Raw genomic sequence first — 16,098 nt, 5'->3', positions numbered from 1 at the left:
CGCAAACAGAATAATTACTATTTCAACTATATATTTTACTCATATGTAACCGTGCGATACAATGAAGCCAAACAATAGCCAACGGAGGTATCGGTATGAAGCAAAAAGTATTTATTTCCGGTTTAATTCCGCAGATTGCTTACGAAATGCTGTCGCAGGAATTCGAAGTTACCATGCACCGCGACCTGCGGCTGTTATCGAAACAGGAGATCATTGAAGGCCTGGCCGGAAAAGATGCCCTGCTCTCGCTGCTGTCCGACCCGATTGACGCCGATGTCATTGCGTCCAACCCCAAGCTGAAAATTATCGCTAACTACGGCGCCGGCTACAATAATATCGACGTGGCGGCCGCAACGGCCCGCAAGATTCCGGTGACCAATACGCCTGGCGTCTCGACCGACGCGACGGCTGACCTGACTTGGGGCCTCATTATCGCCATTGCCCGGCGGATTGTGGAAGGCGATAAAAACACCCGGGCCGGACGGTTTACCGGCTGGGCGCCGCTTTATCACCTGGGCGTGGAAGTCAGCGGCAAGACGCTTGGTATTGTCGGCATGGGCAATATCGGCAAGGCGGTAGCCAAACGGGCCAAAGGGTTTAACATGCCGGTAATCTACTATTCGCGCACTCGGTTAAGCCCAGAGGTGGAAAAAGAACTAAACGCCGAATACCATGACCTGGACTACGTTATCAAGAACGCCGATTTTCTTACCTTCCATGTCAGTTACAGCCCGGAGCTGCATCACCTGATCGGCGCCAAAGAGCTGGCCAGCATGAAGAAAACGGCGTTTCTTATCAACGCCGCCCGGGGCCCGATTATCGACGAACAAGCCCTGCTCACCGCCCTGCAAAATAAAACCATCGCCGGCGCAGCCTTGGACGTATACGAGTTTGAACCAAAAATTACGCCGGGACTGGAAAAGCTGGACAACGTCATCCTCTGTCCGCATCTTGGCAACGCAACGGTGGAAACGCGCGAGGCCATGGCGCGTATCGCCGCTGAAAATATTATTGCCGTACTGCATGGCCAAAAGCCCCTCACCTGTGTCAACCCGCAAATTTACGCCTAACGGATTAATCAAAAAAATGATGCCACCTTCCCAATCGGGAAAGTAGCATCATTTTTTAATCGAGTAATATATCAGGGACGGGCGATGATGAGCTTTACAATTTTCCCTTTTACGTTCTTGACGTCCTCGATATGGATACCGGCAGCAATGACATTTTGCACTGTGTCTCGGTTAATATTCGAGCCGATCAAATACAGCGAAACAGGGTTTAACAAATCCATAAGCCAACCCAGCAGCGGATTGTCGCTCCGGACATGCTCCAGTAAAATTATTTTCCCGTTTTTTTTGCACACCCGCTTTATTTCACGCAGGCCTTGCACTGGGTCCGGAACCGAACAAAAAACACAGGTGGCGACAACGGTATCGAAAGTTTCATCGGCAAAACTCATTGCTTGCGCATCCATCTCTAAAAGCTTTACCGGAACCTTGGCCAGCCTTAGTCGTGCCTGGGCTTTGCGCAGCATGCCAGGACTAAAATCAATGCCTGTTACCTCGCAGTCCCCCTGATAAAAGGGCAGGTTTTGCCCGGTACCGACGCCCACTTCCAATACTTTGCCTTCCGCCAGTTCGATTGCTTGCCGACGCAAACGCGGTGAGATCATCTTGTCCATCCAGTCATAAAAAAGCGCCGTCCGATTATACCGCCGCCGGATGATTTCTGTTTGACTGACATTATGAACTGCCATACGCTTCCCTTCTTGCCGCACAAAGTTAAATACACTTACAATTATATACTTAACAGGCTGGATAATAAATATTCGGAAAACCCTAAGCGCTTATCGCCGGCAAAAAAGCGCGGCCGTGCCGCGCTTTTTTGCCAAGCTATTACTGATTGTTGCCGCTGGCCGCCAGGCCGGGGCAGTTAACCGCATTGCCGCCCATCATTCCAGAACCCATGCCGGTCATCATCTGCTGCATCATGGGCGCCATCTGGGTCATATGTTCATTCATGAACTTAGCTTGTTCGGCGGTTATGCTGCCGTTTTTCACCGCCTGGTCAAGCATTTGTTTGTGGAATTCGAGCATTTGGTCGACATTCATCATCGGCCCTGCCGGAGGCGCCGGCTGAGCCTCCTGGGCATAAACAAATGCTGCGCTAACCACCATCACCGCCACAGCGGCTACTGCGACAATCCATTTTTTCATGTTGTTCAACCTCCCTAACTTTTGTTTGTCTATACTATACCAAGGCATTGTGAAGATCTTATGAAGAAATTTTGAAAAAATGATGGAATTTGCCGCCGACGCAAAAATCCCCGGCCGCAGCGCTGTGCGGCCGGGGAGTGCCGTCAAATAGCCAAATATTACTTAGTGCCAAAAATACGGTCGCCGGCATCGCCAAGGCCGGGAACGATGTAGCCGTGGTCATTGAGGCGCTCGTCGACCGAGGCGGTGTAAATCTCAACATCGGGGTGCTGCTCATTGACCAGGTGCACCCCTTCCGGAGCGGCTACCAGGCACATGAGCTTAATGTTTTTGGCGCCCTTGCGTTTCAGCATGTCAATGGTAGCCACCGAAGAACCGCCGGTGGCCAGCATGGGATCGATAACAATAAAGTCACGCTCGGAAACGTCGGTTGGCAGTTTGCAATAATACTCGACCGGTTTTAGCGTTTCCGGATCGCGATAGACACCGACATGGCCGACTTTGGCCGCGGGAATGAGCCGCAGCACACCATTGACCATGCCCAAACCGGCCCGCAGAATGGGCACAACCCCCAGCTTCTTGCCGGTAAGGACCTTGCACCTAGTGCGGGCGACAGGCGTTTCGATCTCTGTTTCCTCCAGCGGCAGATTGCGGGTTAGCTCATAAGCCATGAGCATGGCGATTTCCTCTAACAGTTCCCGGAAATCTTTGCTGCCGGTGTTTTTGTCGCGCAGCAGCGACAGCTTGTGTTGAATAAGGGGGTGGTCAATCACTTTTACCTGCATACACACATCTCCACATATATTTAATTTTTTCGCTTACCGCTATAAGTTGGCATAAAGAGGATATTTGGCGCAGAGCTGTCCCACCAAGGTGACGGCTTCGGCTTTGGCCCGGCTGTCGTCAGGATGCTTGAGCACCATGGTGATGATGCGCGCAATTGTCACCATGTCTTCCTCCTTCATGCCGCGGGAGGTAACGGCCGGCGTCCCGATGCGGATGCCGCTGGTGACAAACGGACTGGCCGGGTCAAAAGGAATGGTGTTTTTGTTGACCGTGACGCCCACTTCATCCAGCAGCCGTTCGGCCTCCTTGCCGGTGAGATTGAGGCTCCTGACATCTACCAGCAGGAGGTGGTTGTCGGTACCGCCGGACACGAGGGTAAAGCCGGCGGCCATGAGCTCTTCGGCCAGCGTCTTGGCGTTTTTCAGGATTTGGGCCTGATAAAGGCGAAATTCTTCGGTCATTGCCTCTTTCAGCGCCACCGCTTTGGCGGCGATGACATGCATAAGCGGCCCGCCCTGGATGCCGGGGAAGACGGCCTTGTCAATCGCCTTGGCTAGCTCCGCCCGGCACATGATCATACCGCCGCGCGGTCCGCGCAGCGTCTTGTGGGTCGTCGTTGTCACCACATCGGCGTGAGGAATGGGGCTGGGATGCAGCCCGGCAGCCACCAAGCCGGCAATATGGGCCATGTCGACAAACAGGATGGCGCCCACCTCACGGGCAATTTCGCCGAGCTTGGCAAAGTCAATGATGCGCGGATAGGCGCTAGCGCCGGCCACAATCATCTTGGGCCGCTGGCGGATGGCCTCGGCGCGGACGGCGTCGTAATCGAGCTGCTGGGTAGTGGGATTAACGCCGTAGGGAATAACTTTGAAATATTTGCCCGAGATGTTAACCGGGCTGCCATGGGTAAGATGGCCGCCGTGAGACAGGTTCATGCCCATGATGACATCCCCGGGCTCCAACAGAGCGAAATAGACAGCGGTGTTGGCCTGCGCGCCCGAATGCGGCTGAACATTGACATGTTCGGCCCCAAACAGTGCTTTAGCCCGCTCAATGGCCAGATTTTCAACAATATCCACATATTCGCAGCCGCCATAGTAGCGGTGGCCGGGATACCCCTCGGCGTACTTGTTGGTTAGCACTGATCCCTGGGCTTCCATTACCGCTTTGCTGACAAAGTTTTCCGAGGCGATAAGTTCCAGTTTGTTTTGCTGGCGCTGACGCTCCAGGTCTATAGCCTGAGCGATTTCGGGGTCAATTCCGGCAAGTACGTTCAAAACTGCTTCCTCCTTCGCCGCTGATGTTTAGCTCTCTAGGTCAACCGGCCATTCGTAGACAGCACGAGCCCCGCCGATAAGTTTCGGCCGGGTGCGCGCCGCCGTTACCGGCGCCTGGCCGATAAACTTTTGCTGAAGACGGACGGGTACCGCGACCCGCCTGAGATGCATACCAATTAGCGTGGCGCCGATGTCCAGCCCCGCATGGGCCGCTATCGTCTCAACCACCACCGGATCGGCAAACTGGCGCATGGCCCGTGCCGCCAAAGCACCGCCTGCCTTGGGCACCGGCACGACGGTGACCTCTTCAAGACCGTACTGCTCCATGGTCTGGCGCTCGACGACAAGGGCCCGGTTTAAGTGTTCACAGCACTGAATAGCCAGTCTCACCTGAAACTCGCCGGCCACGGTCATCAGTCCGGCTAAAATTTCCTGGGCCACCGCGTCCGAACCAGCCGAACCGATTTTAGCCCCTTGCACCTCACTGGTGCTGCAGCCAACAACCAGAAGCTGCCCGGGCGCCAGGCCGGCCACCGTAATGAGCTCCCGGACCGCCCGCTCGGTCTGCGCGCGAATGGTCAGGCTGTCGTCCATAAGTCATCCCTCCGCCTATTCTTCTTCCAGGCTGGCGATCTGGCACACCCGCCGGGCATGACGACCGCCGGCAAACTCGGTGGCGAGCCATTTGGCCACGATGGCCCGGGCCAAGCCCGGTCCGATGACCCGCTCGCCCATGGTGAGAATATTAGCGTCATTGTGTTCCCGTGACATCTGGGCCGAATAGACGTCATGGCATAGAGCCGCCCGGATGCCCTTAATCTTGTTCGCGGCGATGGACACGCCGATACCGGTACCGCATATAATAATGCCCCGGTCACATTCGCCGGTCGCCACCGCTTGGGCGACGCTGCGGGAAATGTCGGGGTAATCTACCGAATCGGTCGAGTAGGTGCCAAAATCGCGGTAGGCGATTTTCTCCTCCTCCAAAAACCGTTTGATTTCTTCCTTAAGGCGAAATCCGCCGTGATCACTGCCGATCGCTACTAACATTCGCCACGCACTCCAATTCCTGTCCTATTTTTCCCTTTCTTGTTCTGCGGCGCCGCCGCCATCTCCTGCTAACGCGCGGATTTTTTCCCAAACTTTAGCTAGTATCGCCTCAATCTGGCAGGCGCAAGCCTCATATTCCGCCTCATCGCCGCCGAACGGATCGGCCACATCGCCGGTTTCGCCGGCAAACTCGGCCAGCGTAAACGTCTTGCCCGCCGCTTGGGGCATAGCGCGCACCAAGGCCTGCTTATGCGCATCCGTCATCGTCAGGATAATGTCGGCTACCTGCACAAATTCAGGTGCGACCTGCCGCGACCGGTGGGCAGACAAATCCAGGCCGCGCCGCTTCATGACCGTCTGGGCGCCATGGGAAGCAGGCAGCTCCCCGCCGGCCGCCAAACCAGCCGACAGTACCTTGATGCGGTCGGTCAAGCCACTTTCTTTGATTTTCGCGGATAAAAGCGCCTCAGCCATTGGACTGCGGCAAGTGTTGCCGGTGCACACAACCAAAATACGCAGCATATTTCTTTTCAACCCCTAAATAGTATGTCCGCTCCGTTTGCATCATTTTCGCTTTACCTACGGCTATTCCCTGCTTTTCACCACAGCGCCGTCCACAGGACATGCAGGCCGAGGGCAATAAGGGCGGCACCGCCGATTGCCGCCGCCCGTTCGCCGATAAATGCGCCGACCCGCCGCCCGAGCCCCAGACCGAAGACGGCGATAGCAAAAATAACGGCACCAAGGATAACGCTTAATTTAATAAGATCCACATCCATCATGCCCAGGCTGAAGCCGGCCGCCAGCGCGTCAATGCTGACGCTGACCGCCAGCATGACCAGCGTCAGTCCCTGCAAGGGGTGACTGGCACTACCCACGGTGTCATCGCCGGCTCTTGTTTCCTTAATCATATGCAGGCCTAAGCCGGCCAGCACCAGCGCGCCCAAGGCACTGGCCCAGTTTTGCACCGCGACTGCCGGCAGATCAATATGGTAGGTGCTCACATGTTCGACCACCGCCCCTAACCAGTGGCCCACATAATAGCCGGTTAGAATCATAATAATGTGAAACAAGGCAAAAACAGCCGCCGACTGGACGATAACCCTCAGTCTGACCCGATTCATACCAATGGGCACGGCCACGGAAAACAAATCGGTTCCGAGCGCCGCACTCAGCACGAATAGTTCCAAAACGCTCAATCCTCCCACCTCCATACGGTAATGTATATGAGCGGGAGGTGAGAACTTATCCTGGAAAATTCGTCACGCTTGCAAAATACGGTAGCCGGCCGCTTTGCGCAGCCGGTTCATGACCGCCAGGCCAAGACCGCTCTCGGTAATGCCCTCGGCATAAATAACATCTACCGGGCAAGCGTCAAAATGGCGCAGCGCCTGGTACAGGTTAGCGGCAATCGCGGCGGCATCGTCCCGCGGGCCATACACGGCCTTAACCACCGCCGATGGCAATAGCGCCGCCGTTTCCGCCGAAACGACCGCCCCGACCCGCCATCCCGCGGCCAGCGCTTCCGTCACTTTGCGCCGCACCATGGCGGCGGCGCCCGCTCCTTCTACCAGCGTCATCGGCGCAGCCGGCGCATAATGGGTATATTTCATCCCCGGCGAACGAGGCGTGGCCGTACTCTCGGCCAGAGCCGAATCAAGTTCGACCTCGCCCAGCGTTTCCAGCAGCATCTCCAGGGTAATGCCGCCGGGCCGAAGCAGCGTCGGCACCGGCGTCGTACAGTCCACCACTGTGGATTCAACGCCGATATCGCAGGGGCCGGCGTCCAGCACGGCATCGATGCGGCCACTCAGGTCAGCTAGCACTGCCTGGGCCGTCGTCGGGCTGGGACGGCCGGAGGTATTGGCACTAGGCGCCGCGACCGGCACGCCGGCCAACCGGATAAGTTCTCGCGCCACGGTCGATGCGGGCAGCCGCACGGCTACCGTGCTCAGCCCACCGGTAACCGCATCCGGCACAACGTCCGTCCGGTCCAGGACAATGGTCAGCGGCCCCGGCCAGTAACGCGCCATCAGCGCCGCCGCGTTGGCCGGAATGCGGCGGGCAAGAAGCGCTACGTCGCCGCTGTCGGCGATGTGCAGGATAAGCGGGTTGTCGGACGGGCGTCCCTTGGCGGCATAGATGCGCGCCGCCGCCTGTGCGTCCAGGCCGTTAGCGCCCAGGCCATAAACCGTCTCGGTCGGAAAGGCGACTAGCCCGCCGCGCCGCAGGATATCAGCTGCTTCTGCCAGAATGCGCTTGTCAGGATGCTCTTTATCAACAAGGTAATATTTTGTTTCCATATTCTCTCTCCTCACCGGCCGCGCCGCATGACCACGACGCGCTCAATGCCGGCATAATCCCTAATGACGGCTTCGACCCCAAGGCCGCTCACTGCGGCCAGGCCGGCCACCGCCGCCGCCTGGCCGCAGCCAACCTCGACCGCCAGAAAGGCGCCGTCCTTAAGATGGCCCGGTGCCATGGCAACAATACGCCGGTAAAAATCCAGACCGTCCGCCCCGCCGGCCAGCGCCGTACGGGGCTCGTGCCGCACCTCGGGTTCGAGGCCGGCAATATCGCCGTCGGGAATGTAGGGCGGATTGGCAACAATGGCATCGAAGGCTTGTCCGGCAACCGGGGCAAAGAGGTCGCCTTGCTTTAAGGCAAGGCGCGCCGCCACGCCGTGCTTTTGGGCATTGGCGCGGGCAACGGCGAGTGCGCCGGGCGAAATGTCGACCCCTATGCCGGTGGCCGCCTGTAGCCGGTGAAGCAGGCTAACGATAATCGCCCCGCTGCCCGTCCCCAGATCGAGCACTACGGGGGTGGATACACCGGCAAGGCGCGCCAACGCCGCCTCCACCAGTACCTCGGTGTCGGGGCGCGGCACGAGTACGTCGCTCGTTACAATGAAATCAAGGCCCATGAACTCTTTATGGCCGGTAATATAGGCCACCGGCACGCGCAGCACCCGCTTTTTTACCGCTTCACGGAAGGCGGCCAGCTCCGCGGGCTCCAGTGGCTGGTCATAATTCAGATAAAGGTAGAGGCGGTCCCGTCCCAAGATGTGGGAAAGCAGCACTTCGGCGTCAAGGCGCGGCGTAGCCACGCCCTTGTCCCGGAAGTACTGCCCCGTCCAGCTTAAGATAGCGCCAATTGTCCAGGTCTTGTGCTCTTTGGCGCTCATGTTATCCGACCTGCTTTAGCCGTTCGGCCTGGTCGGCCGTAACCAGCGCATTGATAAGCTCGTCCAAATCGCCGTTAAGAATAAAGTCCAGTTTATGCAGCGTCAAGCCGATACGGTGGTCGGTCACGCGGCCCTGCGGAAAGTTGTAGGTGCGGATGCGCTCACTGCGATCGCCGGTGCCGACCTGGCTTTTGCGCGTCTGGGCCAGCTGGGCCCGCTGCTCTTCCTGCGCCGCCTCGAGCAGTTTGGCCCGCAGCACGCGCATCGCCTTCTCGCGGTTTTTAATCTGCGACTTTTCGTCCTGGCACTGCACCACAATGCCGGTCGGCAGGTGGGTAATGCGCACGGCCGATTCGGTCTTGTTGACGTGCTGGCCACCGGCACCGCTGGCGCAGTAGGTGTCGATGCGGAGGTCGCTAGGATTAATGACCACGTCGTCGACATCATCGGCTTCCGGCAGTACGGCTACCGTCACCGTCGAAGTATGGATGCGGCCGCTGGCTTCCGTTTCCGGTACGCGCTGCACGCGGTGCACGCCGCTCTCGTACTTAAAGCGCGAGTAAGCACCATCGCCCTGGATACTGAAGACAACTTCCTTGAACCCGCCCAGATCGGAGCTGTTGGCGTCCAAGAGCTCCACTCGCCAACCCTGGGCTTCGGCGTAGCGGGTATACATGCGAAAAAGGTCGCCGGCAAAGAGGGCCGCCTCATCGCCGCCGGCGCCGGCCCGAATTTCGATGATAACGTTTTTCTCATCGTTGGGATCCTTGGGCAGCATCAGGATGCGCAGCTCCTCTTCCAGCCGGACGCATTTAGCTTTCAGTTCGGCCAGCTCGGCCTCCACCATTTCGCGAAAATCATCATCCAGTTTTTCCTTAAGCATTTCCCGGGCATCGTCCATCCCTTGCAGCACCTTTTTGTACTCCCGGAACTTTGTGACAATCTCCGTGAGTTTGGCATGGGCTTTGGCGTGTTTTTGCCATTCGCTTTGGTTGGCAATAATATCCGGGTCGCTGATCAGATTTTCCAGTTCCAGGTATTTATCTTCAATCGCCTGCAATTTATCCAGCATTGGCATTCACCTCCTCCGCTAGTTGCGCCGGTTCCTCCGGCTTTACCGCTTCCAAAGCGCGGATAGCCACCTCAATCTGGTCGTCACTCGGTTCGCGGGTGGTCAGTTTCTGCAGCCACAGGCCGGGGGCAATGGCGCAGCTTACCCACCGCTTGTCACTGCGGCCGGCATAGCGGATAATTTCGTAGCTAATGCCGGCAATGACTGGCAGTAGGAGGATCCGCGACAGAATGCGCAGCCACAGGTCAGGCCAACCTAAAAAGGCGAAAACGATAATACTCACTACCATGACAATCAGCAGGAAATTGGTGCCGCACCGGGGATGGAGCGTGCTGTAGGCCCGCACATGTTCCACGGTGAGCGGCGCGCCTGCTTCAAAGGCGTGAATGGTTTTATGCTCCGCACCGTGGTACTGAAAAACGCGCTGAATGTCTTTCATCAGCGAAATGCCGTAAATATAGGCGATAAAAATGGCTAGCCGCAGCAATCCTTCCATCAGATTGAGAATACGGGCATCGGCGGTGACGCTATGCATGAATTTGGCGGCATAGGTAGGAATGACGACGAAAAGCAGGATGGCCAGCCCCAGGGAAAAAACCATGGTCATGGCAATATCCCGCGCCGATAGCGCTTCCTCCCCTTCGCCGGCAGCCTGGGCCGAAAACGACAGAGCCTTAAGACCGTAGGTCAAGGATTCAACTAACGCCACTACGCCGCGAATAAGCGGTTTTTTCAAAAAAGGATAACGGTCAGTGATTGACGCCAGCGGTTCTTTATTGACGACAATGTTCCCCGACGGCTCGCGCACGGCGGTAGCAATATAACCCGGCCCACGCATCATGACTCCCTCGATAACGGCTTGGCCGCCGATGGTAATTTTGCTCTTCACGGCTGCTCTCCTCTCCAATAGATCAAGAGTGGCCGAAACGCCCACATACAGCGAGAGCAGAGCATTAGCTGCTCTGCTCCGATGTCAAGCTTATTCCTGGCCGTAGCGCTTATTGAATTTCTCGATGCGGCCACGGGCAGCGACCGTACGCTGTTGGCCGGTGAAGAAAGGATGGCACTTGGAGCAAACGTCTACACGCAGTTCTTTTTTAACAGAACCAGTGGTGAAGGTATTGCCACAACCGCATATGACTCTTGCTTCACCGTACTTGGGATGGATTTTCTCTTGCATCGTATCTTGCACCTCACTTTATCTAACCTTTACGGGGCTTCGCTTCTACGCTACGTTATTATAGCACAACGGCGCCGCGTGTGCAACAAATAGAATGCTGCTTTAATATTAAGGTCGCACCGGTCGCGAATATATTGTTCTCCCTGCAGGTACCATTATTGCCCGCCGGTAGGCTTTTATCTGCTATTTATTAGATTTTGTCACTCGCTTCCGATTTATATTCACGCCAAAACGTTTTAAAACGTTTGCTACTTAACTCAAATTTGCCGAAAGCCGAATATACTCGCCGCAATGTTTCATGCCGGCCCAGTTCCTTAATGCCCATAAGTTCAATAAGCACTTGTAATATTTGAAACGACATTTCACTTAAACTGGCTACGTCTTTCGACCGATGAATAACCTCGCCCAAATTAACCTGACAGGTAGACCAAAGGCCAGCATTCGCTACCGCCTGCACCAGCATGGCAATTTCAACGCCATAATTGGCCGGTATGCGCATCTTTAACATTTCCTCACGGTAAATGGCAACTGTCCCAGCCAACGGTTGGATGAAGCCGGAAAGCTGCGGCAAAAAGGCATTGATCCACGGCCGGGCAAAAATCTCAGTAACACGCCCGCCTCCCAATTCCAGGCCAGATGCTTCCACCCGCACAGGCCGGGAAAAATAACCTTTAGAAAATTTGATTTCCGGATGAGTCAACATTGGCCCAAGCAGTCCATAGAAAAACCGCGGTGTAATACTTTCAATGTCGGTATCCACCCAAGCCAAAATATCACAGTCTGTAACAAATAAACTCTTATACATTGCTTCACCCTTGCCGCGATAACTGCCGAGCTGCGGTTCGATCTCCGGGTGGCGAAAAACCGGAATGCCAAACGTCTCCGCGACAGATACGGTATTATCTGTCGACTGCGAATCAACTAAAATCACTTCGTCAATAATGCCTGCATCTTTAACTTCCAAAGCCGTTTCAATAACGTTACCTACAGTCCGCTCCTCATTGAGACTGGGTAATATGACGGCAATCTTTTTATTTAGTTTCTTTTTATGACTGCGTAATACTGAAGGCAGGGCAAAGTCCGTCGCTTCAAATGTCCGCTGGCGTAGCCATTTGTATATTTCATCAGTCTCATCAAACTCAATATCATGGCTCGATGCCTTAACAATAGTGATACTGCCTGCATAATATTCTTTTATTGATTTGTAAAAAGGCAATATTTCCGATAAAGCAAGAGGTGCTCCAAATAATAGCATATTATAATCTTTGCCAATTTGGGTAACCAAGTCATAGATAGAAGGCTCCCGGCGCCAATGCACGGCCACATGGTCAAACATTTCATGGGCAGGAGCTACCACTGAAGACAAAAAAACATCCTCCAAATAAGGTATTTTTTCCTCAAGATGAAAAATAGTTATTTCTCTAACCCCTGAGGCCGCTAAAACGTCAAGCACCGCCTTTGCATTGATGCCACCGCGCAACACAGCAGCTAAAGGCCCTTGTTGCCAGCCCTCCGTATAAATAACGGTTTTATCCTTAATATCTTTAATGTTATTAATGTCTGGTGTTAGAATGTGTACAGCATAATCCTGTTCTACCAATGGCCAGCCAACAAATTTTTCTGTTACCATATCGGCACCCCCGTAAGATTATCCTCATGCATTAATTATTGCCAAACTTCTATAATGCACAAAAAGGAGTCTTCTGCCATCAGACTCCCATATAAGCTAACCATGGTATTATTTTTATATTATATATTATTTGTAAAATTTTTACTACATTATATAATTTTGCCATTGACAATAATCTTGGCCCTCTTGCTTTATTTATGTTTAGCAAAATTGTACTCGGTAAAACTGCCCAGGCGCAGGCGGGGAAAGCGGTGCGCCAGTTCGGCCAGGAAGGGGCGCACGCCTATGGGCTCGGCAGATGATGGCGGCATGGCGGTCAGGAACAAATCAGGGTCGAGATTGAGGTTGCGCAGCTGCACCATATCTACCCCGGTTTCCGCAAGAAAATCAAACCAGGCCGCCGCCTCCTCCGGCCGATCATTAAAACCAGGAAAGAGCAGCATATTCAGCGAGACATATACCCCTTTCGCTTTGGCGTAACGGATGGACGCCTTCACATCGTCCAGGCGGTAGCCGGCACGGTAATAGGCTTGGTAAGCGTCGGGGCGGGCGCTGATAATGCTTACCCGCATGCTGTTTAGGCCGGCGTCGACAATTTGGGCAATGCCGTCGGTATAGCCGGCGTTGGTATTAATGTTGATGATGCCCCGGCCGGTCCGGGCCCGGATGCGGCGAACCGCGGCGGCAATGGTGCCGGCGGCCAGCGCCGGCTCGCCTTCACAGCCCTGGCCGAAGCTGATGATGGCGTCCGGAGCGCCGGAAAGGTGATATACGCCCACCTCTGCCACTTCTTCGGCCGTCGGGTGGAAGGCAATGCGGCTTTGCGGCGCGGGACAGCACTCGGCTGGCTGCAGGGAAATGCAGCCCAGGCAGTTGGCATTGCAGACCGGCGACACAGGGATCCCCGCCTCCCACCGCCGGTAAAAGAGGTTTTGGGCCGTGCAGCAATGCCACTTGAGCGAGCAGTGCGCCAAATGCTCCACCAGGCGGTTGTTGGGCAAGTCCTTCTTCACCCGCGCGATGCGGCGGGGCAGGTCGGCAGTATTGTAGCGGGCCGGGTCCCATTTATCGTTGGCGGCGCTCTGCATGGCAGCCACATACATTTCGTCCTTATACAAAGCTACGGCCGTGTAGCCGAACAGGGGCAGCGGCGGCGCCCCCTCCTGCCGGTGAAAAGCGGGCAGATAGGTGCGAGTGTAGCCGACCGGCAGCATGGCGGCCACCGCCAGGAGCGGCCCGGCAAGAGGTTCGATCTTATTTTCGCGGGCGGCCAGGGCCGTCCGGCCGGGCAAAAACATGAGCTCAGCCCCTTTCGGGAGGGGAATCATTTCGTCAGCACTAAGTCTGACCGTAGCGCAGCCCGACCGCCCCACGGCCTGATAGCCCGGGGCATCAAAGATATTGCCGCTAGAGTCGGCGTATAATGCGGTAACTAAACCCATCATTTTCACCTACTTGTTAAACGCATTCATCGCTTTGTTCAGTCCGTCTTTGAGGATGGTCTCCACCGCATCGGCGGCGCGGACAATGGCCTGTTCGATCAAAGGCGCTTCGTCCGGCGTGAATTTGCTCAGGACATAATCGGCCGTCGCCCACCCTTGCGGCGGCCGGCCGATGCCGACCCGCACACGGGCAAAAGTATCGGCGCCGAGCTGAGCCAGAATGGATTCAATCCCCCGGTGTCCGCCGCTTGAGCCCTTCATGCGCAGGCGCAGCCGTCCCACCGGCAGGTCGAGGTCGTCGAAAACAACGATGATGTCTTCGGCCGCCAGTTTGTACCAGCGGGCAATCTCGCCCACGGCGCGGCCGCTTAAATTCATGTATGTCTGCGGTTTGACCAGGAGCACGGCTTCGGCGCCCCGGTATTCGGCCACCTCGGCCTCGTGGCGGCGGCGCCAGTCACTGACGCCCCACCGGCGCGCCAGCTCGTCGACCACCATAAAACCGACATTGTGGCGGGTAGCGCTGTACTCCCGGCCGGGGTTACCCAGGCCCACAATTACTTTCATCGATTCTTTTCCTCCGTTTTGGCCAGAATTTCGTCGACAGTCACAAACCGGTAGCCCTTGGCTGACAGGTCGCGGATAATGTGGCGCACCGCCTCCACCGTTTGAGCGCGAGACGCACTGGCCGCTACGCCATCGCCGTCATGAAGCAGGATGATGGAGCCGTTTTTGACTTTGCTGACGGTGCGGGCAACAATAACATCCACTCCGGGACTTGTCCAATCGCGGCTCATGACTGACCATTCGACCACTTTAAGGCCCTTTTCAGCCATAACGTCCATCACGACGGCATCGCGAAAACCATGAGGCGGTCGGACAATGCGCGGCGGCGCCTGGCCGGTGATGGCCGCCAGCACTGCGCTGGTCCGGTCAACCTCGGCGGCAATCGTCTCCCGGTCGGCCTTTAAAAGATCGATATGGTTATAGGTATGATTACCAAGCTGATGCCCTTCCGCCACGATCCGTTTCACCAGGTCAGGGTGTTTTTCCGCATTTTTGCCGATGACGAAAAAGGTGGCCGGCACCTGATATTCTTTTAGTATGTCCAAAATCTGGCCGGTATAGGGCGGATAGGGGCCGTCGTCGAAAGTGAGGGCCACCAGCTTCTGGGTGACATCGCCTTCGGAAAAAGCCGGCCCGTAAAAGTCCGTTCCCGGCAAAACGGCATTAAGCGTAAACACAAAGCCGGCAATGATACCCAGGATGGCCACGCCCAGCCCCAGGCGCGCCGGCCGCCGTAAAATCCGCAAGTAGTCGAGAACCAGGCTGATGACGACCACTGTTGTCAGCAGTCCAAGTATACTAATCAGCCGCAGCTTAGGTTCAAACATTTCCGGCCCCCATTTCCTTAAACATGATGAGCCATGGCCCCTGCGAATCGTAGGTAACGCCGCCCCGCACAAAGCCATGTTTTTCATAGACGCGAATGGCCGGAGCGTTGTCCGGCCGGACTTCAAGACGCACTCTTCTTACCCGGCAGGAGCGAAAATATGCGAGCGCCGCGTCCATGAGGGCGCTGGCAACACCCCGGCCGCGACACGCCTTGGTAACGGCAATCGACAGAATGCGGGCATCCGCCGCTTTGGCCGGCGCCACCGCTGAACGCAAAAAAGCCAGTTTATTGAGCACAATAATTTTAAACGGATGCAGGCCGAAACCATAGCGGCCCGTGACCCACCGCCACCCCCAGCGAAAAAGCGCTCCGCTCAATACCGCGCGCCGCCACAGTCTGGATAAACGGGCCGGCGCAAAGCAATAACCCACGACGGCGCCCCCGTCCCGGGCGACAAAAGCCGCCGACGGCTCGGTGTCATACACCAGAGTAAACACATCGATCATCGCCTGCGGCTTCGGCAAACGCCCGCCGCAGTGATGAAGCACGCTCTCTTTAAAGCACTCGGTAAAAATCGCGGCAATGGCCGGTATATCCGCCGCCGTGGCCTGCTCGATGCGCATGGCGCCGCCTCCTCTAGCGAATTAACCACGAAGGACGCAAAGGGTTAACGGTAATTATCCGAACTGCAGAGATAATCATGCCAATAAATGTCGCCACAAATAATGAAAAATTATTTTAACCACGGAGAACACAGAGGCGCGATATTCATCGCGCTAAAGATTAAAGTAAAAAAATATTCCTCCGCGTCCTCTGCGGTTCCCTATATTCCCTATTTTGAAGTCACCGATTTTCAGGGTAG

19 protein-coding genes are annotated in these 16,098 nt (G+C 55.9%); 1 reads left to right on the top strand and 18 read right to left on the bottom strand.

The genetic code is table 11. From position 1 onward, the window contains the following. Positions 1 to 95: 95 nt before the first annotated feature. On the top strand, positions 96 to 1,070 hold the full coding sequence (locus TCARDRAFT_RS08315) for a 2-hydroxyacid dehydrogenase family protein (RefSeq protein ID WP_007289559.1): 975 nt from the start codon (positions 96 to 98) through the stop codon (positions 1,068 to 1,070). 71 nt (positions 1,071 to 1,141) lie between these two features. Here TCARDRAFT_RS08315 and TCARDRAFT_RS08310 read toward each other — a convergent pair whose 3' ends face one another. From TCARDRAFT_RS08310 to TCARDRAFT_RS08225, 18 genes are all read right to left on the bottom strand, one after another. After that, positions 1,142 to 1,756 (bottom strand): class I SAM-dependent methyltransferase, encoded by a 615-nt coding sequence (locus TCARDRAFT_RS08310; protein ID WP_007289558.1) that lies wholly within the window; start codon positions 1,754 to 1,756, stop codon positions 1,142 to 1,144. A gap of 139 nt (positions 1,757 to 1,895) precedes the next feature. After that, positions 1,896 to 2,216, bottom strand: coding sequence for a DUF2680 domain-containing protein (locus TCARDRAFT_RS15510; protein ID WP_007289557.1), 321 nt, complete (start codon positions 2,214 to 2,216; stop codon positions 1,896 to 1,898). Positions 2,217 to 2,374: 158 nt separating this feature from the next. After that, positions 2,375 to 3,001, bottom strand: coding sequence for a uracil phosphoribosyltransferase (upp, locus tag TCARDRAFT_RS08300; RefSeq protein ID WP_007289556.1), 627 nt, complete (start codon positions 2,999 to 3,001; stop codon positions 2,375 to 2,377). Positions 3,002 to 3,040: 39 nt separating this feature from the next. Next, the gene (locus tag TCARDRAFT_RS08295) at positions 3,041 to 4,282 is read right to left on the bottom strand and encodes a serine hydroxymethyltransferase (RefSeq protein WP_007289555.1); all 1,242 of its coding nucleotides are present in this window, start codon (positions 4,280 to 4,282) and stop codon (positions 3,041 to 3,043) included. A 27-nt stretch (positions 4,283 to 4,309) separates the two neighbouring features. Beyond that, positions 4,310 to 4,876, bottom strand: coding sequence for a TIGR01440 family protein (locus tag TCARDRAFT_RS08290; protein WP_007289554.1), 567 nt, complete (start codon positions 4,874 to 4,876; stop codon positions 4,310 to 4,312). 15 nt (positions 4,877 to 4,891) lie between these two features. Further along, positions 4,892 to 5,332 carry a ribose 5-phosphate isomerase B gene (rpiB, locus tag TCARDRAFT_RS08285; RefSeq protein ID WP_007289553.1) on the bottom strand — a complete coding sequence of 147 codons (441 nt, stop codon included), beginning with the start codon at positions 5,330 to 5,332 and terminating at the stop codon, positions 4,892 to 4,894. 24 nt (positions 5,333 to 5,356) lie between these two features. Beyond that, positions 5,357 to 5,854 (bottom strand): low molecular weight protein arginine phosphatase, encoded by a 498-nt coding sequence (locus TCARDRAFT_RS08280; protein ID WP_007289552.1) that lies wholly within the window; start codon positions 5,852 to 5,854, stop codon positions 5,357 to 5,359. A 77-nt stretch (positions 5,855 to 5,931) separates the two neighbouring features. Further along, positions 5,932 to 6,540: a manganese efflux pump MntP gene (locus tag TCARDRAFT_RS08275; protein ID WP_408643046.1), complete on the bottom strand. Its 609-nt coding sequence runs from the start codon at positions 6,538 to 6,540 to the stop codon at positions 5,932 to 5,934. A 54-nt stretch (positions 6,541 to 6,594) separates the two neighbouring features. Then, positions 6,595 to 7,635, bottom strand: a complete 1,041-nt coding sequence (locus TCARDRAFT_RS08270) for an L-threonylcarbamoyladenylate synthase (protein ID WP_007289550.1) — start codon at positions 7,633 to 7,635, stop codon at positions 6,595 to 6,597. Positions 7,636 to 7,646: 11 nt separating this feature from the next. After that, the gene (gene prmC / locus TCARDRAFT_RS08265; protein ID WP_007289549.1) at positions 7,647 to 8,516 is read right to left on the bottom strand and encodes a peptide chain release factor N(5)-glutamine methyltransferase; all 870 of its coding nucleotides are present in this window, start codon (positions 8,514 to 8,516) and stop codon (positions 7,647 to 7,649) included. Between the two features lies 1 nt (position 8,517). Beyond that, positions 8,518 to 9,588 (bottom strand): peptide chain release factor 1, encoded by a 1,071-nt coding sequence (gene prfA / locus TCARDRAFT_RS08260; RefSeq protein ID WP_007289548.1) that lies wholly within the window; start codon positions 9,586 to 9,588, stop codon positions 8,518 to 8,520. Then, positions 9,578 to 10,477, bottom strand: a complete 900-nt coding sequence (locus TCARDRAFT_RS08255; protein ID WP_007289547.1) for a DUF1385 domain-containing protein — start codon at positions 10,475 to 10,477, stop codon at positions 9,578 to 9,580. The genes prfA and TCARDRAFT_RS08255 overlap by 11 nt, the downstream gene beginning before the upstream one ends. A 90-nt stretch (positions 10,478 to 10,567) precedes the next feature. Then, complete coding sequence (gene rpmE / locus TCARDRAFT_RS14990) at positions 10,568 to 10,768, bottom strand: 50S ribosomal protein L31 (RefSeq protein WP_007289546.1); 201 nt, start codon at positions 10,766 to 10,768, stop codon at positions 10,568 to 10,570. Between the two features lie 190 nt (positions 10,769 to 10,958). Beyond that, entirely contained in the window at positions 10,959 to 12,398 is a 1,440-nt protein-coding gene (locus tag TCARDRAFT_RS08245) for a glucosyl-3-phosphoglycerate synthase (RefSeq protein ID WP_007289545.1), read from the bottom strand. Between the two features lie 191 nt (positions 12,399 to 12,589). Then, positions 12,590 to 13,843, bottom strand: coding sequence for a radical SAM protein (locus TCARDRAFT_RS08240; protein WP_040683220.1), 1,254 nt, complete (start codon positions 13,841 to 13,843; stop codon positions 12,590 to 12,592). A 6-nt stretch (positions 13,844 to 13,849) separates the two neighbouring features. Further along, on the bottom strand, positions 13,850 to 14,407 hold the full coding sequence (gene pth / locus TCARDRAFT_RS08235; RefSeq protein ID WP_007289543.1) for an aminoacyl-tRNA hydrolase: 558 nt from the start codon (positions 14,405 to 14,407) through the stop codon (positions 13,850 to 13,852). After that, entirely contained in the window at positions 14,404 to 15,234 is an 831-nt protein-coding gene (locus tag TCARDRAFT_RS08230; protein ID WP_007289542.1) for a polysaccharide deacetylase family protein, read from the bottom strand. The genes pth and TCARDRAFT_RS08230 overlap by 4 nt, the downstream gene beginning before the upstream one ends. Beyond that, a complete protein-coding gene (locus TCARDRAFT_RS08225) occupies positions 15,227 to 15,859 on the bottom strand; it encodes a GNAT family N-acetyltransferase (RefSeq protein WP_007289541.1) in 633 nt (210 codons plus the stop codon). The genes TCARDRAFT_RS08230 and TCARDRAFT_RS08225 overlap by 8 nt, the downstream gene beginning before the upstream one ends. Positions 15,860 to 16,098: the final 239 nt, after the last annotated feature.

The sequence above is a fragment of the Thermosinus carboxydivorans Nor1 genome (assembly GCF_000169155.1).
Classification (GTDB): domain Bacteria; phylum Bacillota; class Negativicutes; order Sporomusales; family Thermosinaceae; genus Thermosinus; species Thermosinus carboxydivorans.
This window is presented reverse-complemented; position numbering and strand designations above follow the sequence as displayed.

Coding starts and splice junctions, on each gene's coding strand:
- TCARDRAFT_RS08290 (WP_007289554.1), bottom strand. CDS start 4,876: ATGGACGACAGCCTGACCATTCGCGCGCAGACCGAGCGGGCGGTCCGG.
- TCARDRAFT_RS08225 (WP_007289541.1), bottom strand. CDS start 15,859: ATGCGCATCGAGCAGGCCACGGCGGCGGATATACCGGCCATTGCCGCG.
- TCARDRAFT_RS08310 (WP_007289558.1), bottom strand. CDS start 1,756: ATGGCAGTTCATAATGTCAGTCAAACAGAAATCATCCGGCGGCGGTAT.
- TCARDRAFT_RS08315 (WP_007289559.1), top strand. CDS start 96: ATGAAGCAAAAAGTATTTATTTCCGGTTTAATTCCGCAGATTGCTTAC.
- pth (WP_007289543.1), bottom strand. CDS start 14,407: ATGAAAGTAATTGTGGGCCTGGGTAACCCCGGCCGGGAGTACAGCGCT.
- prmC (WP_007289549.1), bottom strand. CDS start 8,516: ATGAGCGCCAAAGAGCACAAGACCTGGACAATTGGCGCTATCTTAAGC.
- TCARDRAFT_RS08270 (WP_007289550.1), bottom strand. CDS start 7,635: ATGGAAACAAAATATTACCTTGTTGATAAAGAGCATCCTGACAAGCGC.
- prfA (WP_007289548.1), bottom strand. CDS start 9,588: ATGCTGGATAAATTGCAGGCGATTGAAGATAAATACCTGGAACTGGAA.
- TCARDRAFT_RS08245 (WP_007289545.1), bottom strand. CDS start 12,398: ATGGTAACAGAAAAATTTGTTGGCTGGCCATTGGTAGAACAGGATTAT.
- TCARDRAFT_RS08280 (WP_007289552.1), bottom strand. CDS start 5,854: ATGCTGCGTATTTTGGTTGTGTGCACCGGCAACACTTGCCGCAGTCCA.
- TCARDRAFT_RS08230 (WP_007289542.1), bottom strand. CDS start 15,234: ATGTTTGAACCTAAGCTGCGGCTGATTAGTATACTTGGACTGCTGACA.
- rpmE (WP_007289546.1), bottom strand. CDS start 10,768: ATGCAAGAGAAAATCCATCCCAAGTACGGTGAAGCAAGAGTCATATGC.
- upp (WP_007289556.1), bottom strand. CDS start 3,001: ATGCAGGTAAAAGTGATTGACCACCCCCTTATTCAACACAAGCTGTCG.
- TCARDRAFT_RS15510 (WP_007289557.1), bottom strand. CDS start 2,216: ATGAAAAAATGGATTGTCGCAGTAGCCGCTGTGGCGGTGATGGTGGTT.
- rpiB (WP_007289553.1), bottom strand. CDS start 5,332: ATGTTAGTAGCGATCGGCAGTGATCACGGCGGATTTCGCCTTAAGGAA.
- TCARDRAFT_RS08240 (WP_040683220.1), bottom strand. CDS start 13,843: ATGATGGGTTTAGTTACCGCATTATACGCCGACTCTAGCGGCAATATC.